The 26,085-nt window shown below is 73.8% G+C and carries 21 protein-coding genes; 15 read left to right on the forward strand and 6 right to left on the reverse strand.

Annotation, left to right across the window (positions count from 1 at the left end):
• Nucleotides 1-471 (forward strand): DUF2752 domain-containing protein, encoded by a 471-nt coding sequence (locus O7627_RS10265; RefSeq protein WP_347404651.1) that lies wholly within the window; start codon nt 1-3, stop codon nt 469-471.
• A gap of 111 nt (nt 472-582) precedes the next feature.
• The gene (locus tag O7627_RS10270) at nt 583-2,274 is read left to right on the forward strand and encodes a serine/threonine-protein kinase (protein WP_278093263.1); all 1,692 of its coding nucleotides are present in this window, start codon (nt 583-585) and stop codon (nt 2,272-2,274) included.
• 13 nt (nt 2,275-2,287) lie between these two features.
• Here O7627_RS10270 and O7627_RS10275 read toward each other — a convergent pair whose 3' ends face one another.
• Nucleotides 2,288-5,614: a S8 family serine peptidase gene (locus O7627_RS10275; RefSeq protein WP_278093264.1), complete on the reverse strand. Its 3,327-nt coding sequence runs from the start codon at nt 5,612-5,614 to the stop codon at nt 2,288-2,290.
• Nucleotides 5,615-5,813: 199 nt separating this feature from the next.
• Here O7627_RS10275 and thyX point away from each other — a divergent pair, with 199 nt between their 5' ends.
• The 12 genes from thyX to O7627_RS10335 all read left to right on the forward strand — a co-directional run bounded on the left by thyX (nt 5,814) and on the right by O7627_RS10335 (nt 19,023).
• The gene (thyX, locus tag O7627_RS10280) at nt 5,814-6,566 is read left to right on the forward strand and encodes an FAD-dependent thymidylate synthase (RefSeq protein WP_278093265.1); all 753 of its coding nucleotides are present in this window, start codon (nt 5,814-5,816) and stop codon (nt 6,564-6,566) included.
• 86 nt (nt 6,567-6,652) lie between these two features.
• Nucleotides 6,653-7,579, forward strand: a complete 927-nt coding sequence (dapA, locus tag O7627_RS10285) for a 4-hydroxy-tetrahydrodipicolinate synthase (RefSeq protein ID WP_278093266.1) — start codon at nt 6,653-6,655, stop codon at nt 7,577-7,579.
• Nucleotides 7,576-9,264, forward strand: a complete 1,689-nt coding sequence (locus tag O7627_RS10290) for a ribonuclease J (RefSeq protein WP_278093267.1) — start codon at nt 7,576-7,578, stop codon at nt 9,262-9,264. Before dapA ends, O7627_RS10290 begins: the two co-directional genes overlap by 4 nt.
• Nucleotides 9,265-9,413: 149 nt before the next feature.
• On the forward strand, nt 9,414-10,979 hold the full coding sequence (locus O7627_RS10295) for an alpha-lytic protease prodomain-containing protein (RefSeq protein ID WP_278093268.1): 1,566 nt from the start codon (nt 9,414-9,416) through the stop codon (nt 10,977-10,979).
• Nucleotides 10,980-11,050: 71 nt separating this feature from the next.
• A complete protein-coding gene (locus tag O7627_RS10300; RefSeq protein WP_278093269.1) occupies nt 11,051-11,509 on the forward strand; it encodes a DUF2784 domain-containing protein in 459 nt (152 codons plus the stop codon).
• Nucleotides 11,510-11,577: 68 nt separating this feature from the next.
• A complete protein-coding gene (locus O7627_RS10305) occupies nt 11,578-14,055 on the forward strand; it encodes a DNA translocase FtsK (protein WP_278093270.1) in 2,478 nt (825 codons plus the stop codon).
• A 63-nt stretch (nt 14,056-14,118) separates the two neighbouring features.
• Nucleotides 14,119-15,642: a 30S ribosomal protein S12 methylthiotransferase RimO gene (rimO, locus tag O7627_RS10310; protein WP_278093271.1), complete on the forward strand. Its 1,524-nt coding sequence runs from the start codon at nt 14,119-14,121 to the stop codon at nt 15,640-15,642.
• On the forward strand, nt 15,639-16,232 hold the full coding sequence (gene pgsA / locus O7627_RS10315) for a CDP-diacylglycerol--glycerol-3-phosphate 3-phosphatidyltransferase (RefSeq protein ID WP_278093272.1): 594 nt from the start codon (nt 15,639-15,641) through the stop codon (nt 16,230-16,232). The genes rimO and pgsA overlap by 4 nt, the downstream gene beginning before the upstream one ends.
• Nucleotides 16,229-16,744, forward strand: a complete 516-nt coding sequence (locus O7627_RS10320) for a CinA family protein (protein ID WP_278093273.1) — start codon at nt 16,229-16,231, stop codon at nt 16,742-16,744. Before pgsA ends, O7627_RS10320 begins: the two co-directional genes overlap by 4 nt.
• A gap of 85 nt (nt 16,745-16,829) precedes the next feature.
• Nucleotides 16,830-17,249, forward strand: a complete 420-nt coding sequence (locus O7627_RS10325; RefSeq protein ID WP_278093274.1) for a helix-turn-helix domain-containing protein — start codon at nt 16,830-16,832, stop codon at nt 17,247-17,249.
• Between the two features lie 50 nt (nt 17,250-17,299).
• Complete coding sequence (locus tag O7627_RS10330; RefSeq protein WP_278093275.1) at nt 17,300-18,166, forward strand: PspA/IM30 family protein; 867 nt, start codon at nt 17,300-17,302, stop codon at nt 18,164-18,166.
• Between the two features lie 29 nt (nt 18,167-18,195).
• Nucleotides 18,196-19,023, forward strand: a complete 828-nt coding sequence (locus tag O7627_RS10335) for a hypothetical protein (RefSeq protein WP_278093276.1) — start codon at nt 18,196-18,198, stop codon at nt 19,021-19,023.
• On the opposite strand, the gene O7627_RS10340 is transcribed toward O7627_RS10335, so the two are convergent.
• Nucleotides 18,945-22,331, reverse strand: coding sequence for a fibronectin type III domain-containing protein (locus O7627_RS10340; RefSeq protein WP_278093277.1), 3,387 nt, complete (start codon nt 22,329-22,331; stop codon nt 18,945-18,947). The two genes, O7627_RS10335 and O7627_RS10340, sit on opposite strands and share 79 nt — an antisense overlap.
• Before the next feature lie 253 nt (nt 22,332-22,584).
• Nucleotides 22,585-22,926, reverse strand: a complete 342-nt coding sequence (locus O7627_RS10345; protein WP_278093278.1) for a hypothetical protein — start codon at nt 22,924-22,926, stop codon at nt 22,585-22,587.
• Between the two features lie 591 nt (nt 22,927-23,517).
• Between O7627_RS10345 and O7627_RS10350 the strand changes: the two genes are divergently transcribed.
• The gene (locus O7627_RS10350; RefSeq protein ID WP_278093279.1) at nt 23,518-23,859 is read left to right on the forward strand and encodes a hypothetical protein; all 342 of its coding nucleotides are present in this window, start codon (nt 23,518-23,520) and stop codon (nt 23,857-23,859) included.
• Here O7627_RS10350 and O7627_RS10355 read toward each other — a convergent pair.
• From O7627_RS10355 to O7627_RS10365, 3 genes are all read right to left on the reverse strand, one after another.
• Nucleotides 23,851-24,669 carry a DNA-formamidopyrimidine glycosylase family protein gene (locus O7627_RS10355; RefSeq protein WP_278093280.1) on the reverse strand — a complete coding sequence of 273 codons (819 nt, stop codon included), beginning with the start codon at nt 24,667-24,669 and terminating at the stop codon, nt 23,851-23,853. The genes O7627_RS10350 and O7627_RS10355 overlap by 9 nt on opposite strands.
• Before the next feature lie 187 nt (nt 24,670-24,856).
• Nucleotides 24,857-25,075: a CPCC family cysteine-rich protein gene (locus O7627_RS10360; RefSeq protein WP_278098237.1), complete on the reverse strand. Its 219-nt coding sequence runs from the start codon at nt 25,073-25,075 to the stop codon at nt 24,857-24,859.
• A 94-nt stretch (nt 25,076-25,169) separates the two neighbouring features.
• A complete protein-coding gene (locus tag O7627_RS10365) occupies nt 25,170-25,946 on the reverse strand; it encodes an SAM-dependent chlorinase/fluorinase (RefSeq protein ID WP_278093281.1) in 777 nt (258 codons plus the stop codon).
• Nucleotides 25,947-26,085 lie beyond the last annotated feature (139 nt).

Genomic DNA, 26,085 nt, shown 5'->3' on the forward strand with positions numbered 1-26,085 from the left:
GTGGTCGGTTATGACTATCCCGAGCCGGATCGGCTCACCCGCCTGGTCAACCGGGTGCAGGCCCGCGCGCCCCGCTGGGCGGCGCCGGTCGCCGTGTTGGGCTGCGCCGCCGCCGCGGTCGGCTACACCCTCTACTCCGACCCCACCCGCAGCGCCCCGGACGCCATCTCCACCTGCGTGGTGAAGCTGACCACCGGGCTGGACTGCCCGGGCTGCGGCGGCACCCGCGCCGCCTGGTACCTGCTCAACGGCGACCTGCCCGCCGCCGCCCGGCACCACATCATGTTCGTCTTCGTGCTGCCGTTCCTGCTCTACCTCTACCTCGCCTGGGCCGGCCGGCACCTGTTCGGCTGGCGGCTGCCCGAGCTGCGGGTGACCCCGACCATGCTCGGGGTCTTCCTCGGCGGCTGGATGGTCTTCTCGGTGCTGCGCAATCTGCCCTGGGCGCCGTTCACCTGGTTCTACGTCTAGCCCAGGTCCACTCCGGTTGCCCGGGCCGGCGCACGGTCCTAAGGTGACCGGGCGCGTACGACTCGTCGTCGGAACGCGTGGGCGGCCGGTGGATGGGGGCGGACGATCGAGATGGCGGCGCGGCGGGTGCTCGGCGGTCGGTACCGGCTTCAGGACGAGCTCGGCCGCGGCGGGATGGCGGTCGTCTGGCGGGCCCGCGACGAGGTGCTGGGGCGGCCGGTGGCGGTCAAGCTCCTCTCCGAACGGCACACCCTCGACCCGCGTTCGCGGCGGCGGATCCGCGACGAGGCCCGCGCGGCGGCCCTGCTCTCGCATCCCCACATCGCCCAGGTGTACGACTTCGGCGAGTCGATCGAGGACGGTTTCCACGTCCCGTACGTGGTGATGGAGCTGGTCGTCGGCGAGACGCTGGAGCAGCGTCTGCAGGCCGGCCCGCTGCCGGCCGGCGACGCGTTCCGGATCTGCGCCGAGGTGGCCGCGGCGCTGGCCGCCGCGCACGAGCACGGGCTGGTGCACCGGGACATCAAGCCGGCCAACGTGATGGTGACCCCGGCCGGGGCGAAGGTGGTGGACTTCGGCATCGCCGCGGCCGTCCGGCCGGGTGGCCCCCGGGGGGTGGACGCCGAACTGCTCGGCACTCCCGCGTACGTGGCCCCGGAGCGGGTCACCGACGACTCCGTCGAACCGGCGTCCGACGTGTACGCCGCCGGGGTGCTGCTCTACCGTCTGCTCGCCGGCCGGGCCCCGTGGAGCGCCGACACCGCCACCCAGATGCTGATGGCGCACGTCTACGTCGAGCCGGCGCCGCTGCCGCCGCTGCCCGACGTGCCCGCCGAGATCATCGAGCTGTGTAAGCGCTGCCTGCGCAAGGAACCGGCGCACCGACCCACCGCCCGCGAGATGGCGGCCATCCTGACCCACGCCGCACCGGCCAGACCGGCACCGGCGGAGCCAGCGCCGGCCGGGTCCGGGCTGGCCGGGTCCGGGCTGGCCGGGTCTGGGCTGGCCGGGTCCGGGCCGGCCGGGTCCCAGCCGGCCAGCCCGGCGGTGGCCGGACCGCCGGCCGCCGGCGCCGAGCGGGTGCCGGCCGGGGCCGGGCCGATGCCGGTGGGCGCCGAGCCGGGGCCGGCTGGCGCGAGGCCGATCTCGGCTGGCGCGAGGCCGATCTCGGCTGGCGCGGAGCCGGTGTCGGCGGCGTCGGGACCGGGCGGCCGGTGGTCGGGCCGGCGGCGGCCGGTGCTGCTGGCCGTGGCCGGCGCGCTGGTGGCCGCCGTCGCCCTCACCCTGGGGCTGTCCAGCCCGCTCGGCCTCGGCTCCGGCGCGCCGGCCCGGTCGCCGTCGACCGGGGCGGCGCCGGGTCCCAGCGGCCGGCCGGCACCCTCGGCGGGACCGGACCGCCAGGACGGTCGGTCCGGTCAGGCCGGTCCGGGCGTCGTCCCGCCGCCGGCCGCCGGCGACGCGAGCGTCCCACCGGCCACCGACCGGGGTCCGGCCGTACCGGATTCCCCACCCGGCACGTCGGCGACCCAGCCGGCGCCGGTCGACTCTCCGCAGCCGCCGCCACCGCCCGCGGAGCGCAGCTTCACGACCGCCGGCGGGACGGTCCGGGCGAGCTGCGAGTCGACCGGGCGGGGGCGGCTGCTCTCCTGGTCCGCGGCGCGGACCTACCACGTGGACGCCGTCGCGCCGGGGCCGGCCCGGACACCCACGGTGGTCTTCCGCAAGGGCAACCAGAACGAGCGGGTGACCATCACCTGTGCCACCGGCACGCCCGAGGCGACCATTGAGACCTACCGCCGGTGACCGGGCCGGCGCGTCACTCGATCCGGTACGCCCGGAGCACCGTCTGCCGTACCGTGTTGCCCGCCGTGTCGGTCGCCGCCGCCCGCAGCGACACGTAGCCCGGCGAGTCCGGGTGCCGCAGCTGCACCCGGCCGTCCACGACGGTGGCGACCGTCCAGTTGGCCCCGTCGTCGTAGGAGACCTCCACCCGCAGTTCGTCGTTGCCGCCGGCGGGCGAATCCGGTTGCGCCGTCACGGCGATCGGCACGCTCGCGGTGGTTCCCGCCGGGGTGGTGTTGTTGCTGTCCACAGCGGGCGAGAAGCGCACCGTGGAGAGCGGCAACCGGACCGGTTCGTCCCCCGCCCGGTGTCCGGAGCGGAACGTCCAGGCCACCTCCACCCGGGTCGACAACGTGGCCGGTCCGGCCCGCTCGGCGACCATCTCCAGCCGGTAGTCCGCCTCCTGCGGCGGCACCGTCAACTCGCCGTGCAGCCCGTCCAGCTCGGCGAACGGCTCGCCGTCCCGGAACACCGTGATCCGTCCGGTGGCGATCGAGGAGTAGCCGGCCCGGCCCAGGCCGTCGCCGAAGAGCGGGGCCAGCACCGACAGGGTGTCGCCGCGCCGGGTCACCCACTGGTGCTCGTACGGCGGCGCCGCCACGGTCGGCCCGAACACGCCCCGGCTCCACTGTTCCTGGTACGCCTGACCGGCCCGGTACGCCGCCGGCGGCGCCACCGAACTGGTCAGGTACTTCCGCTGATCGCCGGTGCCGGTGATCTCGTCGAAGGACCGGAACCAGCGGGCCCGGCCGTCCACGTTGTAGTACTCGGTGCGCTCCGACGGCAGGGCGACCGGCACCGGGTGGGCGAACCCGCCGAGCACGGACTCCGGCAGCACCGCCCAGGAGAGCTTCTGACCGGTGCTGCCGCTGGTCTCCTGGGCGTGGTTGGCGCGGACGGTGGCCAGCTCGGCGGGGGACACCTGCCGGGTGAAGCCGGTGCCCATCCGATCCTCGGTGAGCCAGCAGAGCAGGTACGCGAAGGACCGGTCGGCGGCCTCCGTCGGGGTGAAGGTCGCGCTGACCCGGGAGACGAAACCGGGCGCGGCGACATCCGGGCCGACCCGCCCCAGGTAGGCGGCGTCGAAGGTCCGCCCCAGGGCGCCCACCTCGACGGTCCGGCCCTGGGCCGAGACGGTGCTCGCCACCTCCGCGAAGACCTGCTCGGCGTCGGTGCGGCCGATGCCGACCGACACCGGCTCGCCGATCCGGCTGTCCAGGACGACGCTGCGGTCGGCGGTGACCGTCAACTCCGGCTGGGCCAGCATCGTGTTGGTGTAGCCGTCCCCCTCCGGGCTGGTGATCGAGCTGAGCACCGCGTACCGGCCCTTGGGTAGGCGGGTGGTGACGGTGCCGTCGTCGCTGGCGGCCAGGCTGCGGCCCAACTCGCCGTCCCAGCTCGCCAGCAGGCTCACGTAGCCGGCGGTGGCCGCGCCGTCGCGGCCCAGATGCCGGACGGTCACGTCGTAGCTCTCCACCTCGCGGTCGATCGCGAGCGGGGTCACCACGGCCGGGTCGTCGGCGCCGGCGCCCCCACCGGCGGTCGGCACGGCGACCACCTGGCCGGTCAGCTGTCCCTCCGGGCCGTCGACCCGGGTGTCGGCGGTGACCGTCACCTCCACGGCGGCGCCGGCCGGCAGGGTCACCGTGGCCGGCTCCACCGTGAACATCGCCGCCGGGACCGCCGCGCCGTCCGGCCCGGCGGCCCGCACCGAGAGGTCCACGGTGACCGCCGCGTCGCCGTGGTTGCGGTAGACCACCTTGCGGGTGGTCGGGGCGTCGTCGCCGTGCGGCCACAACTGCCGGCCGAAGCTGAGGCTGGCCGGCTCGGCGACGACGGACTGGGCGATGGCGCGGGCGACGTCGAGTCCGCCGGCGCCCTGCGCGAAGACGTCGAGTCGTGGGTCGGGTCGGGCCGCCGCCATCAGGGTGGACTTGAGCCGGCCGGCCGACCAGTCGGGATGCCGCTGGGCGAGCAGCGCGGCCGCCCCGGCGACGTGCGGCGCCGCCATCGAGGTCCCGGAGAGCGCTGTGGTGACCTGGCCCGGTTCGCCCAGCCCGGAGTCGGCGCCCCGGGCGGCGACGATGTCGACCCCGGGCGCGGTCAGGTCCGGCTTGATCGCGCCGTCGGTGGCTCGCGGTCCGCGGCTGGAGAAGGTGGCCAGTTCGCCGTTCTTGGTCACCGCCCCGACGGCGAGCGCGGCGTCGGCGCTGGCCGGGGAGCCGATGGTGCCGGGGCCGGGGATGTTGCCGGCGGCCGCGACGAAGAGCGTGCCGTGCGCGGCGGTCAGCGACTGCACCGCCTGCTCGACCGGGTCGGCCTCGGGGGTGTCCGGGCCGCCGAGGCTCAGGTTGACCACCGCGGCGCCCTGTTCGGCGGCCCACTGCATGCCGGCGAGGATCCACGACTCGGCGCAGCCGCCGTCGACGCAGACCTTGCCGTCGAGCAGTTCGGCGCCGGGTGCGACGCCGGGGGAGCCGCCCGCCCCGGTGCCGGCCACGGTGGAGGCGACGTGGGTGCCGTGGCCGGTGCGGTCCCGGTCGTCCTCGGCGCCCTCGGTGAAGTTCCGCCGGCCGGCCACCCGACCGGCCAGGTCGGGGTGGTCGGCGTCGATTCCGCTGTCCAGGACGGCGACGGTGACACCGGTGCCGTCCAGGCCGGCGGCCCAGGCGGCCGGGGCGCCGACGGCCGGCACGCTGTCGGCGAGGGCGGGCCGGCGCAGGCCGTCCAGCCAGACGGTCTCCAGGCCGGTACCGAGGGTGCGGCCGGCCGGATCCGGGGTGGTCAGGGCCGTCCAGAAGCCGGTCAGGTCGGTGGCGGTGACGGTGGCGGCGAAGCCGTCGACGGCCGGCAGGTCCCGGGTGATCCGGGCGCCGGCCGCGGTCACGTTCTCCCGGGCCATCGTGCGGGCGTCGGTCTCGCTGTAGGTGACCAGGATCGGCAGGTCGGGCCGCCGGTCGTAGCCGAAGTCGAGCAGCGCGGTGACGTCGAAGAGCCGCTCGTCGAGTTGCCCGGCCCGCAGCGCGGGCAGCGCGTCGGCCGGCAGCACCTGCAGGCGTTCGCCGAGGCGCCGGGTCACGAAGCGGACGTCGGCCCGGCCGGCGGCGGGCCGGACGGCGGGCACGCCAGCGCTGTTGACGCTCACCCGGTCGCCGGTGAGCAGGGTGACGGTCCGGGTCCCGGCGGCGTCGTGGCCGGCCGGTGCGCCGGCCGCCACGGCGCTGGTGGCACCTGCGGCGTTGGTGGTCGCCGCGGCGACCCGGGTCGGCTCGCCAGCGATCGGCAGGCCGATAGCGATCAACAGTGCGATAGCCGCTGATCCCGCCTTAAGCCTTCTAAGCGGATGCATGACGTGCCTCCCCTTGATCCGGTCTATACGGGCAAACGTTATATCGACCGAAGCATATGTCTGTGTCCGTCGGGCCGCACCCCGGCCCGGCGCGGCCGGCGGCGGGCCGTCGACTGGCGCCGCCGTCGGTCCGGCCACTACAGTCCCGGGAATGCCGCAGATCGTCCCGCCGCAGGTCAAGGTCATCGCTTGGACGCAGTTCGAGCCGCCGGAGGACGTGCCCTGGTCGACCGACGCCGACGGCGGGCAGGCATTGGCCGAGTTCGCCGGCCGGGCCTGCTACCAGTCCTGGCGCAAGCCCAACCCGGCCACCGCCACCAACGCCGGCTACCTGGCCCACATCCTCGAGGTGGGGCATCTCTCGGTGCTCGAACACGGCACCGTCACCTGCTACTTCACCGGGGTGTCCCGGTCGTTCACGCACGAGCTGATCCGGCACCGGCACTTCTCGTACTCCCAGCTCTCCCAGCGCTACGTGCCGGAGCGGGAGGCCGCGATGGTCGAGCCAGCCGTCATCGCCGCCGACGACGAGCTGCACAAGCGGTTCGTCGAGGCCACCGACGCGAGCCTGCGGGCCTACAACGAACTGCTGGCCGGGCTGGAGCAGCGCTTCGCCGACATCGAGAACCCCACCCTGCGCCGCAAGCAGGCCCGGCAGGCGGCCCGGGCGGTGCTGCCCAACGCCACCGAGACCCGGATCGTCGTCACCGGCAACTACCGGGCCTGGCGGCACTTCATCGGGATGCGGGCGACCGAGCACGCCGACGTGGAGATCCGCGAGGTGGCCATCGAGTGCCTGCGCCAGCTGAACCGGGTGGCGCCGAACGTCTTCGCCGACTTCACCATCAGCACCCTCGCCGACGGCACCGAGGTCGCCGCCAGCCCGTACGCCGAAGGCTCCTGACCGGTCGTCCGCCGGGGACCGGCGATCCCACCCGGCTCCGCCGGTTCCACGGCAGGCCGACGGCGACCGTCCGCTAGGTTGTTTGCATGACCCACGACCATCCTGCCCCTCCCGGGCCGGGGGCGCCGCGCCCCTTCGGGAGCCTGCTCACGGCCATGGTCACGCCGTTCACCCCGGACGGGTCGCTCGACCTCGACGGCGCCGCCCGGCTCGCCACCCACCTGGTGGACCGGCAGGGTAACGACGCGCTCGTCGTCAACGGCACCACCGGCGAGTCGCCGACCACCACGGACGCCGAGAAGGAGCGCCTGGTCAGGGCCGTGGTCGAGGCCGTCGGCGACCGGGCCAAGGTGGTCGCCGGGGTCGGCACCAACGACACCCGGCACACCATCGAACTCGCCGCCGCCGCCGAGAAGGCGGGCGCGGACGGCCTGCTGGTGGTCACCCCGTACTACAACAAGCCCCCGCAGGCGGGCCTGGAACGGCACTTCCGGGCGGTGGCCGACGCCACCGGCCTGCCCGTGCTGCTCTACGACATCCCGCACCGCGCCGGCGTGCCGATCGCCACCGAAACGCTGGTCCGGCTCGCCGGACACGAGCGGATCGTCGGGGTGAAGGACGCCAAGGGCGACCTGGCCGCCACCTCCTGGGTGCTGCGCCGCACCGACCTGGCCTACTACAGCGGCGAGGACGCCCTCACCCTGCCGATGCTGGCCATCGGCGGGGTCGGCCTGGTCGGCACCTCCACGCACCTCACCGGCGCGCTCACCGCCGAGCTGATCGCCGCGTACGACCGGGGCGACACCGCCGCCGCCCTGGCCCTGCACCACAGGCTGCTGCCGCTGTTCACCGGAATCTTCCGGACCCAGGGCACCATCCTGGTCAAGGCCGCGATGACCGCGCTCGGCCTACCCGCCGGTCCGGTCCGGCCACCCCTCGTCGACGCCACCGACGCGGAGGTCGCGCAGCTGCGCGCCGACTGCGCGGACGCGGGTCTGGAGCTGCCCGAATGAGTCAACCCGGCATCGATCTGACGCCACCCCCACCGCTGCCCGAGGGCGGCCTTCGGATCATCCCGCTCGGCGGTCTCGGCGCCATCGGGCGGAACATGACCGTCTTCGAGTACGACGGCAAGCTGCTGGTGGTCGACTGCGGCGTGCTGTTCCCGGACGTGGAGCAGCCCGGTGTCGACCTGATCCTGCCCGACTTCGCGCCGATCCTGGACCGGCTCGACGCCATCCAGGCCATCGTGCTGACCCACGGGCACGAGGACCACATCGGCGCGGTGCCCTACCTGCTCGCCCAGAAGCCCGACATCCCGCTGGTCGGCTCCCAGTTCACCCTGGCCCTGGTCGAGGCGAAGCTGGCCGAACGGCGCATCGAGCCCTACACGCTGACGGTCCGCGAGGGCGGCCGGGAGGCGCTCGGACCCTTCGAGTGCGAGTTCTTCGCCGTCAACCACTCGATCCCGGACGCCCTGGCGGTGGCCATCCGCACTCCCGCCGGCCTGGTGCTGCACACCGGCGACTTCAAGATGGACCAGCTCCCGCTGGACGGGCGGGTGACCGACCTGGCGGGCTTCGCCCGGCTCGGCGCCGAGGGCGTCGACCTGCTGCTGTCGGACTCCACGAACGCGGAGATCCCCGGCTTCGTCACCCCCGAGCGGGACATCGGCCCGGTCCTCGACGCGACCTTCGCCAAGGCGACCGGGCGGATCATCGTCGCGTCGTTCGCCTCCCACGTGCACCGGGTGCAGCAGGTCTTCGACTCGGCGTACGAGCACGACCGCAAGGTCGCCCTGATCGGCCGGTCGATGGTGCGCAACATGGGCATCGCCCGCGACCTCGGGCTGCTGCGGATCCAGCCCGGCCTGGTGGTGGGGCTGGACGAGGCGACCACCCTGCCGCCGGACCGGATCGTGCTGATGTCCACCGGCTCGCAGGGCGAGCCGATGAGCGCGCTCGGTCGGATGGCCACCGGGGACCACCGGCACATCACCGTCGCCCCCGGTGACACCGTGGTGCTGGCCAGCTCCCTGGTGCCGGGGAACGAGACCGCCGTCTACCGGGTGATCAACCAGCTCTCCCGGGCCGGCGCCACCGTGATCCACAAGGACGTGGCGAAGGTGCACGTCTCCGGGCACGCCCCGGCCGGCGAGCTGCTCTACGTGCTCAACGTGGTCCGGCCGAGCAACCTGATGCCCGTACACGGCGAATGGCGGCACCTGCGTGCGCACGCCCGGCTCGGGATCGAGAGCGGGGTCGAGCCGGACCGGGTGGTGCTCTGCGAGGACGGCGACGTCGTCGACCTGGTCGAGGGACAGGCCCGGGTGGTGGGCCACGTCAAGAGCCGGTACGTCTACGTCGACGGGCTGGCCGTCGGCGACGTCGGGGAGTCGCTGCTGACCGAGCGCCGGATGCTCGGCGACGGCGGCTTCATCTCGGCCACCGTGGTCGTCGACTCCGTCACCGGCAAGGTGGTCGGCGGGCCGACGGTCTCGGCGAAGGGCTTCTCCGACGACCCGGAGGCGTTCAGCCCGGTGGTCCCGTTGATCACCGAGGCGCTGGGCCGGGCGGCCACCGAGGGCATCACCGACCCGCACCAACTCCAGCAGATCGTCCGGCGCACCGTCGGGCGCTGGGTCAACGACGCCTACCGCCGCCGCCCCATGATCGTCCCCACCGTCGTCGAGGTCTGACCCGGATTACACGCACGCCAGCCGGCGCCGGTTCACCCGATCGGCTGTGAAATTGTCCATTACCGATTGTTTCATCGATCTGCGGCCGCTTCCCGTACCCCGTGGCGGCGCCCACCCGCGGCGCCGCCACGGCGGAGGGAGTCGCATCGATGGACCGCAGACGGGCGATAGTCACCGGGATCACCACGGCGGCCGTGCTGGCCGTCGCGGCGGTAGCGATCCCCGCGGTGGCCGAGGAGGGCCCGACCAGGCGGTCGGCCCCGTCGGCTGACGCCGCCGGACCGGCCCCGGAGCTGATCGCCGCGCTGCGCCGCGATCTGGACCTCAGCGCGGACCAGGCTCACGAACGGCTGCGCAAGGAGGAGTGGGCCAGCCGGATGACCCGCCAACTCAGCGTCGAACTCGGCGCCGACTACGGCGGAAGCTGGCTCTCCGCGGACGGCACCACCCTGACCGTGGCGGTCACCGACCCGGCCGAGGCGGCCCGGGTCCGGGCGGTGGGCGCCGAGCCGAAGACCGTCGGCCGCAGCGCCGGGCAGCTCGACACGATCAAGGCCAGCCTGGACCGCAACGCCGCCGCGGCCAGCCCGGACGTCGCCGGCTGGTACGTCGACGTGGCCGGCAACCGGGTGGTCGTCCTCGCCGCCCCCGGCACCGAGTCGGCGGTCGGCCGGTTCGTGGCCGACAGCGGACTCGGCGACGACCAGGTCGAGGTGCTGACCTCCACCGAATCGCCCCGGCCACTGTTCGACGTCATCGGCGGCGAGGCGTTCTTCATCGGCAACGCCCGCTGCTCGGTCGGCTTCTCGGTGGTCGGCGGGTTCGTCACCGCCGGTCACTGCGGCGCGCAGGGCGCGACCACCAGCGGCGCCAACCGGGCCGCGCAGGGCGTCTTCGCCGCCTCCTCGTTCCCCGGCGACGACTGGGGGGTGGTACGGACCAACGACGACTGGGTGCCGCAGGGCGTGGTCCGCGACTTCAACGGCGGCACGGTGCCGGTCGCCGGCTCGCAGCCGGCCCCGGTCGGCTCCTCGGTCTGCCGGTCCGGCTCGACCACCGGCACCCGGTGCGGGGTCATCCAGGCGCTGAACACCACCGTCAACTACCCCGAGGGGACGGTGACCGGCCTGACCCGGACGAACGTCTGCGCCGAGCCCGGCGACTCCGGTGGCTCGTTCATCTCCGGCGACCAGGCCCAGGGTGTCACCTCCGGCGGCTCCGGCAACTGCACCGTCGGCGGCACCACCTTCTTCCAGCCGGTGAACGAGATCCTGGCGGCCAACAACCTGACCCTGGTGACCGCCGGCGAGGCGCCGCCGGCCGGGACCGCCCCGCCGACCGAGGCGCCGCCGGCCACCGAGCCGCCGGCCGTCCAGCCGCCGGGAGCCGAGCCGCCGGCCGCCGGGGACTGCGCCGGCAGCCAGGTGGACCGGGCCGGAGCGTTGCGCTCGGGACGTGGCCAGATCCAGCCCTCCGGGCGGTTCTTCCGCGCCCCGGCCGGCCGGCACACCGCCTGCCTGGACGGCCCGGACGGTGCCGACTTCGACCTCTACCTGCAGCGCTGGAGCGGCGGCGGCTGGCGCACCGTGGCCCGGGCCACCGGCTCCGGCGCCGACGAGCAGCTCAGCCACCGGGGGCCGGCCGGGGTGTACCGCTACCGGGTGCAGTCCGACAGCGGCTCCGGCCGGTACGTCCTCGGCTTCTCGGTGCGCTGACCGCGGGCCGCCGGTGGTGAACTGAGTGCGCGCACTCAGTTCACCACCGGCGCCGGACCGTAGCCTTGCGGGTGGAGGTGACCGTGGGCTACCGGTTGTTGACGACGTTGATCCTCACCCTGCACTTCGGGTTCCTGGCCTACCTGGTCGTCGGCGGCTTTCTCGCCTGGCGCTGGCCCCGGACGATCTGGCTGCACCTGGTCGCGGTTGGTTGGGGCGTGCTGGTGGTCGCCGCCCAGCTCACCTGCCCACTGACCTGGGCCGAGGACTGGTCCCGCCGGCGGGCCGGCGAGGCCGGCCTCAGCCGGGGCTTCATCGACCGGTATCTGGAAGGGGTGGTGTACCCGGAGCGGTACACCGCGCTGGCCCAGGCGGTCGTCGTGCTCGTGGTGGCCGGCTCCTGGGCCGGCCTGCTGATCCGCCGGCACCGCGGGCTCAGCCCGGTTCGGACCGACCGCCGGCCGCCGGCCGACCCGTCGGACCGGCAGCTGCCGTCGGACCGGGAGATGCCGTCGGACCGCGCGAGGTAGTCAGGGTCACCGCGGGACACGGCTGGCAAAAGCGGGGAATCTTCAGGCCGCCCCGTTACCGTGACAACGTGGCGGGTCGCGGTTCCCAGACCAACCGGCGCCGCGCGGCGTCCTCGCGCGGCGCGACCAGCGCGCGCGGTGCCGCCGGTGGGCGTACCCGGCGGACGCCCGCCGCCCGACCGGCGGCGCGCCGCCGCCCGGCCCGGCCGAGTACGGCCGCCTACCTGGGTCGCGCGGTCGGCACCGTCTGGATGGGACTGGCGCACAGCGTGGGCTGGGCGGCCCGGGCCGCCGGCCGGCAGGCCGCCACCGCCCGCGACCTCGACCCGGAGCACCGGCGTGACGGCGCCGGGCTGTTCCTGCTGGGCCTGGCGATCCTGACCGCGGTGGCGGTCTGGTTCTCCTCGGCCGGCCCGGTCGGCGTCCGGCTGGCGGACACCATCCGGCTCTTCTTCGGCGCCATCGCGGCGGCCCTGCCGCTGCTCTTCCTGATCGGCGCGGTCCGGCTGATGCGGGAGCCGGCCGACCCGGAGCACCGGGGCCGCGGCCTGGTCGGCTGGACGGCGCTGGTGGTCGCCACCGCCGCGCTGCTGCACCTCGGCCAGCGCCCCACCAGCAACGCCGAGCGCGACTACGCCGGCGGCCTGCTCGGCGCCGGGGTGGGCGACACCCTGGCCGGCGCGGTCACCGGTTGGGTGGCGGTGCCGCTGCTGGTGTTGCTGCTGCTGTTCGGCCTGCTGGTGATCACCGCGACCCCGATCAACAAGATCCCCGAACGGCTCGGCCTGCTCGCCGGCACGCTGACCGGCCGGCCGCCGGACCAGGCCGACGAACCCGACGACGACGATGAGGACGAACCCGCCGGCCGCCGCCGCAGCCCCACCCGGCGCCGGCCGGCCCGCCCGCCGGTCGCCGACGACGGTCCGGACGACGGGTACGACGACCAGCCCGACGAGCACCCCCCGCTGCCCCGCCGGCCGCCGTCGAAGGTGCCCGCGGCTCGCAAGGCGGTCGATCCGCCGGAACACTCGCCGCCGCCGACCCGGGCCGAGCAGCTCGCCATCACCGGGCTGGCCGGGGACTACAAGCTGCCGCCGGCCAACCTGCTCAAGCCGGGCGGGGCGCCGAAGACCCGCAGCAAGGCCAACGACGACGTGATCGCCGCCCTGACCGGGGTCTTCGACCAGTTCGACGTCGACGCCGCGGTGACCGGCTTCACCCGGGGACCGACGGTCACCCGGTACGAGGTGGAGCTGGGCCACGGGGTCAAGGTGGAGCGGATCACCCAGCTCTCCCGCAACATCGCGTACGCGGTGAAGTCGCCGGACATCCGCATCCTCAGCCCCATCCCGGGCAAGAGCGCGGTCGGTGTGGAGATCCCCAACCTGGACCGGGAGGACGTGGCCCTCGGCGACGTGCTGCGCTCGCGCGCGGCGGCGGCCGACCACCACCCGATGCTGGTGGCGCTCGGCAAGGACATCGAGGGCGGCTACGTGGTCGCCAACCTGGCCAAGATGCCGCACATCCTCATTGCCGGGGCGACCGGGGCCGGCAAATCCAGCTGCCTCAACAGCCTGCTGGTGTCCATCCTGGCCCGGGCCACCCCGGACGAGGTGCGGCTGCTGCTGATCGACCCGAAGCGGGTGGAGCTGACCGGCTACGAGGGCATCCCGCACCTGGTCACGCCGATCGTGACGAACCCGAAGAAGGCGGCCGACTCGCTGGACTGGGTGGTCCGCGAGATGGACATGCGCTACGACGACCTCGCCGCCAACGGGGTCCGCCACATCGACGACTACAACCGCAAGGTACGGGCCGGGCAGATCAAGCCGCCGCCGGGCAGCGAGCGGGAGATCCGCCCGTACCCGTACCTGCTGGTGATCGTCGACGAGCTGGCCGACCTGATGATGGTCGCCCCGCGTGACGTGGAGGACTCGGTCGTCCGGATCACCCAGTTGGCCCGGGCCGCCGGCATCCACCTGGTGCTGGCCACCCAGCGGCCGTCCGTCGACGTGGTGACCGGCCTGATCAAGGCGAACGTGCCGTCCCGGCTGGCCTTCGCCACCTCGTCGCTGGCCGACTCCCGGGTCATCCTGGACCAGCCGGGCGCCGAGAAGCTGATCGGCCGGGGCGACGGGCTGTTCCTGCCGATGGGCGCCTCGAAGCCGGTCCGGATCCAGGGCGCCTGGGTCAGCGAGCCCGAGATCGCCGACCTAGTCAAGTTCTGCAAGGACCAGCGCGAGCCGGAGTTCCGCCCGGACGTGCTCACCCCGCCGCAGGAGAACAAGAAGAAGATCGACGAGGACATCGGCGACGACCTGGACCTGCTCACCCAGGCGATCGAGTTGGTGGTCACGTCGCAGTTCGGCTCCACATCGATGCTGCAACGCAAGCTGCGGGTCGGGTTCGCCAAGGCCGGCCGGCTGATGGACCTGATGGAGACCCGCGGCATCGTCGGACCCTCCGAGGGCTCCAAGGCCCGCGACGTCCTGGTCAAACCGGACGAGCTGGAGGAGGCGTTGGCCAGCCTAGGCGGCGGCGACTGACCTCGTCCGGTCGGCCGGTGCGGCCGTGACGTCGGGACGGCGGAGGCGGCCCGGTACCCTCGGATGGTGTCTGCCGCCTCCCACCCACCGCCTCCCGCCCCGGCGCCCGACGGCCGGCGGGTCGCCCTGCTCACGCTCGGCTGTGCCCGCAACGAGGTCGACTCGGAGGAGCTGGCCGCCCGGCTGCACGCCGACGGCTGGGAGGTGACCGGCCAGGGCGGTGACGCCGACGTGGTGCTGGTGAACACCTGCGGCTTCGTGGAGAAGGCCAAGCAGGACTCGATCGAGACCCTGCTGGCCGCCGCCGGGACGGGCGCGAAGGTGGTCGCCGCCGGCTGCATGGCCGAGCGGTACGGCCGGGAACTGGCCGACAGCCTCCCGGAGGCCCAGGCGGTGCTGGGCTTCGACGACTATCCCGAGATCTCGGCCCGGCTGGGTGCGGTGCTGGCCGGTGAGTCGATCACCGCGCACGTCCCCCGGGACCGCCGGGAGCTGCTGCCGCTGACCCCGGTCGCCCGCCGGGACAGCACCGTGGTGCTGCCCGGTCACGGCACCGGCCGCCCGGCCGGTGCCGCCGGGCCGGCTGGTTCGGCCAGCCCGGTGGTCGACGAGCGGACGCCGGCCCACCTGCGGCAGGTGCTCCGGCACCGGCTGGACTCCGGGCCGGTGGCGTCGCTGAAGCTGGCCAGCGGCTGCGACCGGCGCTGCGCCTTCTGCGCCATCCCGGCGTTCCGGGGCGCCTTCGTGTCCCGCCCGCCGGAGGAGTTGCTCGCCGAGGCGGAGTGGCTGGCCAAGACCGGCGTGCGGGAGCTGGTGCTGGTGAGCGAGAACTCCACCTCGTACGGCAAGGACCTGGGCGATCCCCGGCTGCTGGAGAAGCTGCTCCCGCAGCTCGCCGCGGTGACCGGCATCGTCCGGGTCCGGGTCAGCTACCTGCAGCCGGCGGAGACCCGGCCGGGGCTGATCGAGGCGATCGCCGGTACCCCCGGAGTCGCCCCCTACTTCGACCTGTCGTTCCAGCACTCCAGCGAGCCGGTGCTGCGCCGGATGCGGCGGTTCGGGTCGTCCGCCCGGTTCCTCGACCTGCTGGCGTCGGCCCGGGCGCTGGCCCCGGCGGCCGGCGCCCGGAGCAACTTCATCGTCGGGTTCCCGGGCGAGACCCGGGCCGACGTGGCGGAGCTGGTCCGGTTCCTCTCCGCGGCCCGGCTGGACGCGATCGGGGTCTTCGACTACAGCGACGAGGACGGCACCGAGGCGGCCGGGCTGCCCGGCAAGGTGCCGGCGGCGACCGTCAAGCGGCGGTACGACCGGTTGGCCGCGCTCGCCGACGAGCTCTGCTCACAGCGCGCCGAGGAGCGGGTCGGCAGCACCGTGGAGGTGCTGGTCGACACGGTGGACGACGGTCTGGTCGAGGGTCGGGCCGCCCACCAGGCACCCGAGGTGGACGGCTCGACGACCCTGGTGGCGGCCGGCGGGGTGGACCTGGCCGGGTTGCGTCCGGGGGACCTGGTGCGGGCCACCGTGACCGGTACGGAAGGGGTGGACCTTCTCGCCGTACCGGACGAGATGATCTCGGCGGCGGCATGACCGAGGCGACCGACCCGGCGCGGGGCACCGCCGTCGGGCCGGTGCCGGTGGTGAACGCCGCCAACGCGCTGACCGGGCTGCGGCTGGCGCTGGTGCCGGTCTTCGTCGTGCTGGTCGTGGTCTCCGCCATGACCCATCCGGGTTGGCGGATCGCGGCCTGCCTGACCTTCGCGGTGGCGTCCGCCACCGACCTGGTCGACGGCTGGATCGCCCGCCGGTTCGCGCTTGTCACCTCGTTCGGCAAGGTCGCCGACCCGATCGCGGACAAGGCGCTCACCGGTGCCGCCCTGCTGCTGCTCTCCTTCTACGACCGGATCCCCTGGTGGGTGACGGTGCTGATCCTGGTCCGCGAGTTCGGGGTGACGCTGATCCGGTTCTGGGTGATCCGGCACGGGGTGATCGCGGCGAGCCGGGGCGGCAAACTGAAGACGGCGCTGCAGATCGTCGCGATCGTGTGGTATCTGTGGCCGGTGCCGGCGCAGCTCGAATGGGTAGGCCCGTGGATCATGGGGGGAGCGGTCGTGGTCACGGTGCTGACCGGCCTGGACTACGTGCTGCGGGCGTTCCGGCTGCGGCGGCGGATCCGATGACGCCGACGGCCGCGGCGGCGGATGGGCGGGTCGCTGCCGAGGCGGCGGCCGCGGCGGTGCACCTGCTGCGGGACCGGCGGGAGACGCTGGCGGTGGTCGAGTCGCTCACGGGTGGCCTGCTGGCCGCCACCATCGTCGACGTCGCCGGGGTGAGCGGGGTCTTCCGGGGCGGCTTGGTGGTCTACGCCACCGAGTTGAAATCCCAGCTGGCCGGGGTGCCTGCCGACCTGCTCGCCGAGCGGGGACCGGTCGATCCGGACGTGGCGGCGGCCCTGGCCGAGGGTGGGCGGCGGCGGTGCCGGGCCGACTGGGCGGTGGCGACCACCGGCGTGGCCGGGCCGGAACCGCAGAACGGCCAGCCGGTGGGCCGGGTCTATGTCGCGGTCGCCGGGCCGGACGGCGGGTCGGTGGTGCGCGAGTTCGATCTGCCCGGCAACCGGGTGGCGGTGCGTTGTGCCACGGTGACCGCCGGTCTTCGGATGCTCGCCGAACGGATGCGGATCGGACCGTGACGGGAGGGATGTCGCGGGCCCGCGCAACGGGTACGGTTGCGGGAAGGCTCCGGGGCGCGGTCGGGCCCCGGCAAGGGGAGGTGTCATGGTCCTACTACGCCGCGTGATCGGTGACGCGCTGCGGGCGCGCCGCCAAGGTCAACACCGGACCCTTCGCGAGGTCTCCTCGGCGGCCAACGTCAGTCTGGGGTATCTCTCCGAGATCGAGCGGGGTCAGAAGGAAGCGTCCAGCGAGCTGCTCGCCGCCATCTGCGACGCCCTCGGCGCCCGCCTCTCCGAGGTGCTGCGCGAGGTGAGCGACACGGTCGAGGTGGCCGAGGAGCGCCCGGCCGTGCTGGTGCCGGTGCAGGATTCCGAGCCGGACCGTCCGGAGTCCAGCGCGGTCCGCACCGTCGTCGACGGTCAGGTCTCCGTCTCGGTGCGGCAGGACTCGCCGTTGAAGGCGACCCTGCGTACCACCCGCCGGGTCCGACCGGCCGCCGCCGCGGTGGCGCGCGCCGCGTAAGGTTGATCTCCTAGACCACGGCGGGACGACACTGAGGGGATACCGGGGAGATGGCGAACCCGTTCGTCAAGGGCTGGCGCTACCTGATGGCGTTGTTCGGCGCCAAGATCGACGAGCACGCCGATCCCAAGGTGCAGATCCAGCAGGCCATCGAGGACGCCCAGCGCCAGCACCAGGCGCTGGTCCAGCAGGCGGCGGCGGTGATCGGCAACCAGCGCCAGTTGGAGATGCGGCTGTCCCGGCAGATGTCCGAGGTGGAGCGGCTGCAGTCGATGGCTCGCCAGGCGCTGGTCCTGGTCGACCGGGCGCTGGCCGCCGGTGACCAGGACGAGGCGACGAAGTACGAGCACTCGGCGCAGACGCTCGCCACCCAGCTGGTCGCCGCCGAGCAGTCGATGGAGGACCTGAAGACGCTGCACGACCAGGCGCTCGGTGCCGCCACCCAGGCCCGCCGCGCGGTCGAGAACAACTCCATGATCCTGCAGCAGAAGCTGGCCGAGCGGACCAAGCTGCTCAGCCAGCTCGAACAGGCCAAGATGCAGGAGACGGTGGCCCGCTCGCTGGAGTCGATGTCGTCGCTGGCGGCGCCGGGCAACACGCCCTCCCTGGACGAGGTCCGGGACAAGATCGAACGCCGGTACGCCAACGCGATGGGCCGCGCCGAGCTGGCCGGCAACTCGGTCGAGGGCCGGATGCTGGAGATCCAGAAGTCGAGCCTCGACCTGGCCGGCACCTCCCGGCTCGAGCAGATCCGGGCCAGCATGGCCGGCGAGAAGCTCGCCGGCGCCCCGAACCAGCAGCCGGCGGTGGACCAGGCCGCGTCCGCGGCGGACACCGCGGGGGTGGCCCGCCTCGACGAGCTGCGGGCCAGCATGAACAAGGACAAGAAGACCGGGGACACCAGCGCGGCCGGATGACCGGCCCGCGCCGGCGGGAGGGGCCTGAGATGGCGGACGAGCGAGCCCGATACTTCCGTCGGTTGCGCCGGCTGCGCAGGTCCGCCCGGCGGTGGAGCGTGCTCGCCGGCGGTCTCGGCGGCGCGGCGGCGATCCTCACGCCCTACCAGGGCCTCGGGTTGCCGGACGCGTTCTGGGCGGCGGCGGCCGGCGGGTCGTTCGCGTTGACCTACTGGCGCTGGTCGGACCTGCGGGCGCTGGCCGCCCGACCGGCGCCGCCGGCACCCGACCCGGTCGCCTCCGCCGAGCAGGCCCGGGCCCGGCTGGTGGCGGCCGTCGAGCGGCTGCCCGCCGGCCGGACGGCAGTTGCCGAGCTGCGCCGCAACCGGGCCCGGCTGGCGCTGCGCGGCTCGGCCGCCCTCGGCGCCTGGGACCGCCTGGACCGGGCCGCCCTGACCATGGCCGGGCTCGCCGACCGGATGACCGGGCCGGCCGACCCGGCCGTGCTGGAGGCGGCGGTCGCCGAACAGTCGCTGCGCGATCTCGCGCACCGGGTGGCGAGCGTGGAGAAGGCCGTGACACTGGCCCCGCCGCCCGCCCGACCGGGGCTGGAGAGTTCTCACCGGGTGCTGTGCCAGCAGCTCGACGAGGGCGTGGCCGCGTACGAGTCGTTGGTCGCCGCGGCGGCGAGCTACGTCGCCGAGGACGGCACCGCGGGCCGGGAACACCCCTCGGTCTCCCGGCTGACCGAGGCCGGCGATCTGCTGCGCGGGTTCGCCGCCGGGCTCGCCGAGCTGCGTCAGCCGGCGGTGGTCACCGAGACCGGTTCGGACACCGCGGAGGCGCCCGCCGCGTTCACCGCGTGGATCCGGAAGTAGTACGTCTGTCCGTCGGCCGGTCCGGCGCTGGTGAACGTGCGGGTCGTCCCCGGCACGGTGAAGCTGGCCAGGTCGGAGACGAATCTGACGTCGGTGGCCCGCTGCAGGATGTACTCGCTGACCGGGCTGCCCGGCGCCGGCGCCCAGCTGACGCAGACGGCCGGGCCGGGCACGCCGGTGGCGGTCAGCTCGGTCGGCGTGTCCGGCCGGCCCGGGGTGCTCTCGGCGGCCACGTTCGACCAGGGTGACACCGCCCCGAGGTAGGTGGTGCGGACCCGGTAGTAGTAGGTCGTGCTGGCCGAGACGGTGGCGTCCAGGAAGTTGCCGGTGGCCGGGACCGAGCGGGTCAGGCTCCCGGCGGTGAAGGTCGGGTTGGTGGCCCGCTGGACGTCCACCCCGGTGGCGAAGGAGCGGTTGCTCCACGCCAGGCTGACCCGCAGCGGCGAGGCGGCCGGCACGGCGGCGGTCAACCCGCCCGAGGCGAGCAGCCGGACGGTCGCCGACGCCGGATTCGACCAGGCCGAATAGCTGACCGCGTTCTCGGTCCGGATGCGGTAGTGGTAGGGCTGGCCGGGAGTCACCGTCGAGTCGGTGTGGCTGGTGGCTCCGGCGGCCAGCCCGATCCGGGTCAACCCGCTGGTGAAGCCGGGGTCGGTGGCCCGTTCCAGCAGCCGTCCGGTGGCCGCCGGCCGGCCGTCGTTGCCGGTCCACTCCAGCACGATCGCCGGCAGCACGGTGGCGGCGCCGGGCGCGGCGGTGGCGGTCAGCCCGGTCGGTGCCGGGGGCGCCACCCGGAGCACGAGCGGCCGGGTGGCCTCGCTCTCGACCGGCGCGAACAGCCGGGCGCGCCAGCCGTACTCCCAGGTTCCGCCGACCTTGAACGGCAGCGGACCGGGCGGGGCCGCGCGGACCGCGACCACGCAGTCCTGGCGGGGGTCGACCCGCAGGGTCTGCTTCCAGCCCTGCTCGTTGGGGTCGGGTGGGCGGATCGCGCCGTCCTGGCCGACCCGGTTGACCAGTTGGGCCGAGACGTGGTCAAGGTGGACGAAGGCGGTGGCGGTCGCGTCGTTGGTGATCCGCCAGAGCCGTACGTCGGGTTCGTCGGCGGTGGGGCAGAGGACCTCACCGGCGTCGTCGTCGCCGGCCAGGCGGGTCACCAGCCGGCCGTACGCCGGCTCGAACCGTTCCGAGATCGTCTTCTGGTGCAGGGGCAGGCTCACCGGCGCGGTGCCGTCGACGGCCGGGACGGTGAGCGCGGTGGTGTGGACCGGCGCGTAGGTGGGGTGCGGGGTGCTGGTCCCGAAGGCGGCGTCGTAGGCCGGGTGGGCGACGATCGGCGGCGGCTGGCTGGCCGCGTACGCCAGCGGTAGCCGGGTCCGCAGCGTGGCCAGGTCGAACGGCGCGGCCGGGTTACCGGCCACCCGGAACTGCAGCAGGGTTCGGGTGTTCGGGCCGTAGCCGGGCCGGGTGCTGGGCGTACCGCCGGTCGCCGTCTGGTCGGGGCCGTCGGTGTAGTGGTCGCAGCGGGGGTCGAAGGCCGGGATCGGTGCCGGGCAGTCGTTGTAGAGGATCAGGGTCGACCCGGGCGGCACCGACGAGAAGTCGATGACGACGTCGGCCAGTTCGCCCGGCCCGAGCAGCAGCGTGTACGCGGAGAGGTTGAGGGCGTTGGCGTCCCGCCGGTCGTAGACGTAGTTGACCGGCTGGTTGGGCAGCACCACCGGCGCCGGTAGCAGGCCGCCCTCGGTGCCGATCTGGATCATCTCCGGCCCGGCGGCGGCCGGGTCGGGGACGCCGCCGGGCCGGCCGTCGGTTGGCCAACCGGCCGGGAAGCCGGGCGTGGGAGTGGCCGGCACCATCGGCACCTCACCGGCGGCGCCGTCGTTGAGCGAACCGTCGGGCTGCCACATCGGGGCGTTCGTCGCGGCGTGGTAGAGCTGCAGGTTCAGCGCCCGGTCGAGACAGGCGTTCAGGATCCGGAACCGGTACGCCTTCGGCTGGATCTGCAGGTACGGGTAGGCGGCGCCGTTGACCAGCGGGGTGTCCAGCAGCGCCTCGGGGACCACCGACGGCGCCGGGGTGCCGGGTGCCTGCGCGGGTTGCCAGGGTGCGGTGACCGGGTCGTGGTAGGGGTTCGTGGTCGGACCGTGGACGGTCTGCGGCGACGGCGGCCGGTGCCATGGCCCGTAGTCCCAGCGTCCCATCGGGTTGCTGCCGGATTCGTGCTGCGGGTTCTGGTTGGGCAGGTAGACGTGCGGGTACCAGAGATTGCCGCGGGATCCCCAGTTCGCCCGGTCCCAGGTCGGGTCCTGTTCGGCCAGTTGGGCGTCGCCGGGTACGAATGTCTTGTCCGTGATGACCAGGGGAATCTGGTCGGCGGGCAGGACCTGGTCGGCGATCAGGCGGTGTTCCTCCGGGTCCTCCAGCAGGTAGAGGCCGAGCTGACCGGCGTAGGTGGCGAGCCGGCCGATGCCCTCGGTCGCGTCGTGGAACCACTGCAGTCGGGCGCTGGACTGGTTGGGGTAGAAGAGGGTGACCGCGCCGTCGTTCGGTTCGGGCATGTCCGGCACGGTCGCCAGGCCGGGGCCGCGGTGGGGCGGGTCGTCCTGGCCGGCCGGGGTGAGCCACTGGTCCGGCCGACCGGCGCTGATCCACGGGGTGGCCGCGCCGGCCAACCGCAGCCCGGCCCGGTTTCCCGGCTGACCGCCGCCGACCGTCGCGTCCACCGGGAGGAAGAGCTCTCCCTGCGGCCCGGTGGGCAGCTGGTTGATGAGCTTGATCCGGACCGGCCGGTCGCGGCGGGCCACGATCACCGGTCCCAGCAGGTACGGCCGGGTCGGCGGGCTGACGGTGTTGTGGCCGGTCGCGTCGGTGCCGTTGTTGAGCTGCCGGTAGCCGCGCAACCGGGTCGCCTGCAGGTCCTTGTGGAGCTGCTGGGCGTACTGCCCGATGCCGATCTCGTAGTAGTCGCAGCCCGGGTAGGTGATCGTGTCCGGGACGGCGACCGGCAGGTAGTTGCCCAGTTCGTTCTGCCGGGCGGTGCCCACGCCCGGCAGGGCGGTGACGAACTTGCGCAGTCCGGTGCCGGCGATCACCCGGCCGGTGGAGTCGATCATCGGCAGCGGGCTGTTGGCGAAGTGCGGTCCACCGGCGAAGTAGTCCGGTGGGGCGGACGGGTCGAGCGCGGCGATCCGGCCGGGTCCCTGGTCGACGCCGGGCCGGGCGGTCGGCACGGTGGGGACGGTCCGCGCTCCGGCCTCGCCGTGTGGGCTTCGGTTCAGTCGACCGGCGACCAGCTTCCTGAACATGATCCTGACCCCTCACGCCGTTGCCACGATACGTAATGACCCAACAGCGGTACGGCATCGATGGATACGGGGGCGGCGGCTGGCGCGGCCGGTCCTTAGCAGATCAACTCGACGACCGGAGGTTATCCACAGTGGAGGTGGTTCTCCACAGCCGGGCCCGTGGGCCGGCCACGGCCCGTGGCCGGCGGCGACAATCACCGGGTACGGGTGGGTGGCGGACCGCCGACGAGCGCGGTCCGGTCCCGGTGTCCGGCTACGAGGTCCACCTATCTACGAGGTGAGTTCCGATGCAGATCACGGCGGCGGTAGCGGTGGCCCAGAAGGTGGTGCCCGGCGTTGCTCCGGTTTCGAGGCAGGCGGACAGGACCAGCGCCGGGGCGAGGAACGCCTCGGTCCTGGGGGGCGGGGGGTTGGTCCGGCGTCGGGTGATCCGGACCACCTCCAGTTCGGTGTCGCATTCATGCTCCTTCCCCCCGGCCCGGGTGCGCTCCCGGTGCGGGGTCCTCTTCCCTCGCTCGCCGACGAGCGCGATGTCGTCGGCCCTCCCTCGGTGGCTCGGGTTGTTGTCCGGTTCTGACTCCGCTGTCAGATCCATCGGTTCGGGTGACCCCGACCGGTCGGCACGGTCCACGTCCCAGACCTTTCTTGAAGGGCTTTCGCGTTGGCGCGGTGAGCTACATGGAGGGGGGAGCATGCAGCGATCTGTCCGCTAATCAAGCGCATCATTGCTGATTCCAGATGCATACTTCTCATGCACCTGACGTCGTGTCAAGGGTGGGTTGGGCGAACTGTCGCAATAGCACGGTTGGTGTCACCCGTCCGGGTGGTTGTCGCAGGTAGGCTGGGCACGACATGCTGCGTTCCGCGCCGTGCTGCTGTCGAGCGCGACCACCAGGCCCCTGTCAATAGCAATTCCGGATGTCGCACAATGGGTGCGTCGTCTGGGTTCCGGAGGTGGGCATCGTCGGCTTGCTGACACCATGAGTCCCGGGAACGGGATTAACCTCCGGCGACCCCCGGAAATGCGCGTGCATCCACTCGCGGCGTTTCGTCCGCCGCCGCGATATTCAACCAGTGACATTCCAAGGAGGATCGTTGTGACCAATTGGGGAAGTGCGCTACGCGGCCCAGGCTCGTCATGGGCAAGCCGGCACACTACCCACCTCGACCCGGAAGGGGGTCGGAGATGACCGCTGACCACCGCCGCGACCGGGGCTCCCGGCCACCCGCCGCCCGTACCGCCGGCGGCGACGCCCACCTGGCGGGCGACACCCGATCCGGTGCCGCCGGCCAGACCGGGTCGGAGGGCGCCGCCGACGCGCGTCCGCTGGTCCGGGTGACCGTCAACCTCACCCCCCGCGCCGTCGACTCGCTCGACCAGGCGTGCCTGCGTACCCACGACTCCAAGACCGACACGATCAACCGGGCGTTGGTCGTCTACAACCTCGTCCTCGAACTCCTGGAGCGCGGCGACGGCAGCCTTCAGCTACAGACCAAGAACGGGGTGGAGCACGTCCACCTACTGTGACGGCGACCGGCTGCCGTCCGGGGCGGGGTCCGGTTGGCAGTGGGGGCACCAGTAGGTGACCCGCTCACCCTGCTCACGCTTGCGGATGGCGGTACCGCACCTGCGGCACGGCCGCGCCCGGCGACCGTAGACGTAGCTGGTCTCGGCATTGCGCAACGAGCCGGTGGTGCTCTGCTGCCACCGACCGCGATTGGCCGCCAACAGGCGCTGGCCCAGATCGACGAGGCCGGGCAGGTCCGGTACCGCACGAACCGGCGTCCACGGCGAGATGCCGCGCAGGAACAGCACCTCGCACTTGTAGAGATTGCCGATCCCGGCGAGGTTGCGCTGGTCGAGCAGGGCCTCGGCGATGCTGGTGTCCGGCCGGGCGGCCAGCCGCCGGACCGCCTCGGCCGGGTCCCAGTCCGGGCCGAGCAGGTCCGGGCCGAGGTGGCCGACGAGCGAATCCTCCTCGGCGGTCGGCACCAACGCCACCTCGTGCAGGTGATATCCGACGGCCACCGGTTCGGCGGTACGCAGCACCACCCGGATCAGGTGGCCGGGCCGCCCGGTCCACCGCTGCCCGGGCGCGTACACCCGCCAGGCGCCGTCCATCCGCAGGTGGGAGTGCAGGGTGAGCTGCCGGTCATCGGGCTGGCGCAGCCGCAGCAGCAGGTGTTTGCCCCGGCTGATCGCCGCCACCACCGCAGACCCGGTCAGGTCGGCGGTCGCCAACTGGGGCACCCGGAAGTCCGATCCGGTCAGCCGCCGTCCGGCCAGCGCGCGGTGCAGCACGCGGGCCGTGTTCCAGACGGTGTCGCCTTCGGGCACCCGTCCATCCTGCCTCGCCCACCGCCACCGACACCGCAGGTCCGCACGTGGCGCAGTGCGGGTCCGCGTGGCGAGGGGTGCGGGTCCGCGTGGCGAGGGGTGCGGGTCCGCCCTGCGGTGCGGGGCCGCCCGGCGTCGCGGCGGTGCGAGGGCGCTCGGCGGTGGCGGGTGTGGGCGCCGGGTGGAGTCAGGGCTGCTCGTCCGGGCGGGGTGGCCGGACCATCTCCTGGTAGCGCGGGTGGCTCGCGCCGTAGATGGCGAAGTTCAACCGCGCATGCGAGAGCGTGAGATCACCGTTGGGTCCGTCCGCTAGTCCCTCCGCGTCGGGTTCGCGGCGACCGTCGTCGGTCCAGAAACAGACGGGGCAGGTCCCGCATCCGGTCCGGAAGCCGCAACATGGACACATGTCGATATCAACCGAGTGCTTCCCCACCGAGCCAGCATTTCATGCCGGCGAGCCGGACGGCACCCGGCGTCCACCATGTGCCACACCCCGCTGGTCACCCGGCGACGGCGATGCGTAACGGGTCGCCGGCCTCGACGCCGAGCAGGTCGGCGGCGCGGCCGCCGTTGATCGCCACGGCGGCCAGGCCGGCCGGATCGCCGTAGACGACCAGCGCACCGACCGGCGCGTCGGTGAACACCGTGGACCGCACCGCCGGCCGCCCGGCGACCAGTAGGTCCGCTCCCAACTGGTCGAGGGCGGTGGCCGGGGCAGCCAGTTGCACGTTGCCGAACCGGTCGACGGCCAGCACCTCGGCCGTCAGCCAGCCGGGTCCGATCTCGACGATCGGTTCCGGAAGCCGGACCAGTCCGGCCGGGTCGACAACCGGTCCGGCGTCGTCCGGCCGGGCGCCGGCCGCGAGTCGGGCCGCCACCGGTGCGTAGAGGTCCCGGCCGTGAAAGCTGGGGTGGACCCTCGGCGCGAACCAGGCCCCGTCGGCCGGTTCGACCACCCGGTCGACGGCGCCGAGCGCGGCCGCCGCCGGCAGCAGCAGCCCGTTGTCCGGGCCGACGAGCAGCCCTCCGGGGGTGACCACCAGGATCGGCCGGGCGCCCGTGCCGACGCTGCCCAGGTGGATCGCGCGGGGCAGGTGCGGGACGGTCTGCGCGAGCACCGCCGCCCCGCGCCGCAGGTCGCCGGCCGGCACCAGGTGGGTGACCTCGATGACCCCGACGGCCGGCGCGCTCCGGGCCAGGGCTCCGCGCAGCTGCGCGGCGAAGCCGTCGGCCAACCCGTAGTCGGTGGTCAGGCTGATCCAGTCGAAGGCCGTCATACCGGCAGCCTAGGAGCGGATTCCCGCGCCGCTGGCCAGCCACCCGGGCCGGCCAGCGCGGGCCGGCGGCGGCCCGACCCGAGTCGGCCGACGCGCTCTCGATCGGCCGTGCGCGCCGGCCCCCGCCTGGTCACCTGGT

This window comes from Solwaraspora sp. WMMD1047, from assembly GCF_029626155.1.
GTDB lineage: Bacteria > Actinomycetota > Actinomycetes > Mycobacteriales > Micromonosporaceae > WMMD1047.

Excerpts from the sequence above, each read along its gene's own strand:
- O7627_RS10270 (WP_278093263.1), top strand. The coding sequence starts at position 583 with ATGGCGGCGCGGCGGGTGCTCGGCGGTCGGTACCGGCTTCAGGACGAG.
- thyX (WP_278093265.1), top strand. The coding sequence starts at position 5,814 with ATGCCGCAGATCGTCCCGCCGCAGGTCAAGGTCATCGCTTGGACGCAG.
- dapA (WP_278093266.1), top strand. The coding sequence starts at position 6,653 with ATGACCCACGACCATCCTGCCCCTCCCGGGCCGGGGGCGCCGCGCCCC.
- O7627_RS10290 (WP_278093267.1), top strand. The coding sequence starts at position 7,576 with ATGAGTCAACCCGGCATCGATCTGACGCCACCCCCACCGCTGCCCGAG.
- O7627_RS10295 (WP_278093268.1), top strand. The coding sequence starts at position 9,414 with ATGGACCGCAGACGGGCGATAGTCACCGGGATCACCACGGCGGCCGTG.
- rimO (WP_278093271.1), top strand. The coding sequence starts at position 14,119 with ATGGTGTCTGCCGCCTCCCACCCACCGCCTCCCGCCCCGGCGCCCGAC.
- pgsA (WP_278093272.1), top strand. The coding sequence starts at position 15,639 with ATGACCGAGGCGACCGACCCGGCGCGGGGCACCGCCGTCGGGCCGGTG.
- O7627_RS10320 (WP_278093273.1), top strand. The coding sequence starts at position 16,229 with ATGACGCCGACGGCCGCGGCGGCGGATGGGCGGGTCGCTGCCGAGGCG.
- O7627_RS10325 (WP_278093274.1), top strand. The coding sequence starts at position 16,830 with ATGGTCCTACTACGCCGCGTGATCGGTGACGCGCTGCGGGCGCGCCGC.
- O7627_RS10330 (WP_278093275.1), top strand. The coding sequence starts at position 17,300 with ATGGCGAACCCGTTCGTCAAGGGCTGGCGCTACCTGATGGCGTTGTTC.
- O7627_RS10335 (WP_278093276.1), top strand. The coding sequence starts at position 18,196 with ATGGCGGACGAGCGAGCCCGATACTTCCGTCGGTTGCGCCGGCTGCGC.
- O7627_RS10340 (WP_278093277.1), bottom strand. The coding sequence starts at position 22,331 with ATGTTCAGGAAGCTGGTCGCCGGTCGACTGAACCGAAGCCCACACGGC.
- O7627_RS10345 (WP_278093278.1), bottom strand. The coding sequence starts at position 22,926 with ATGGATCTGACAGCGGAGTCAGAACCGGACAACAACCCGAGCCACCGA.
- O7627_RS10350 (WP_278093279.1), top strand. The coding sequence starts at position 23,518 with ATGACCGCTGACCACCGCCGCGACCGGGGCTCCCGGCCACCCGCCGCC.
- O7627_RS10360 (WP_278098237.1), bottom strand. The coding sequence starts at position 25,075 with ATGTGTCCATGTTGCGGCTTCCGGACCGGATGCGGGACCTGCCCCGTC.
- O7627_RS10365 (WP_278093281.1), bottom strand. The coding sequence starts at position 25,946 with ATGACGGCCTTCGACTGGATCAGCCTGACCACCGACTACGGGTTGGCC.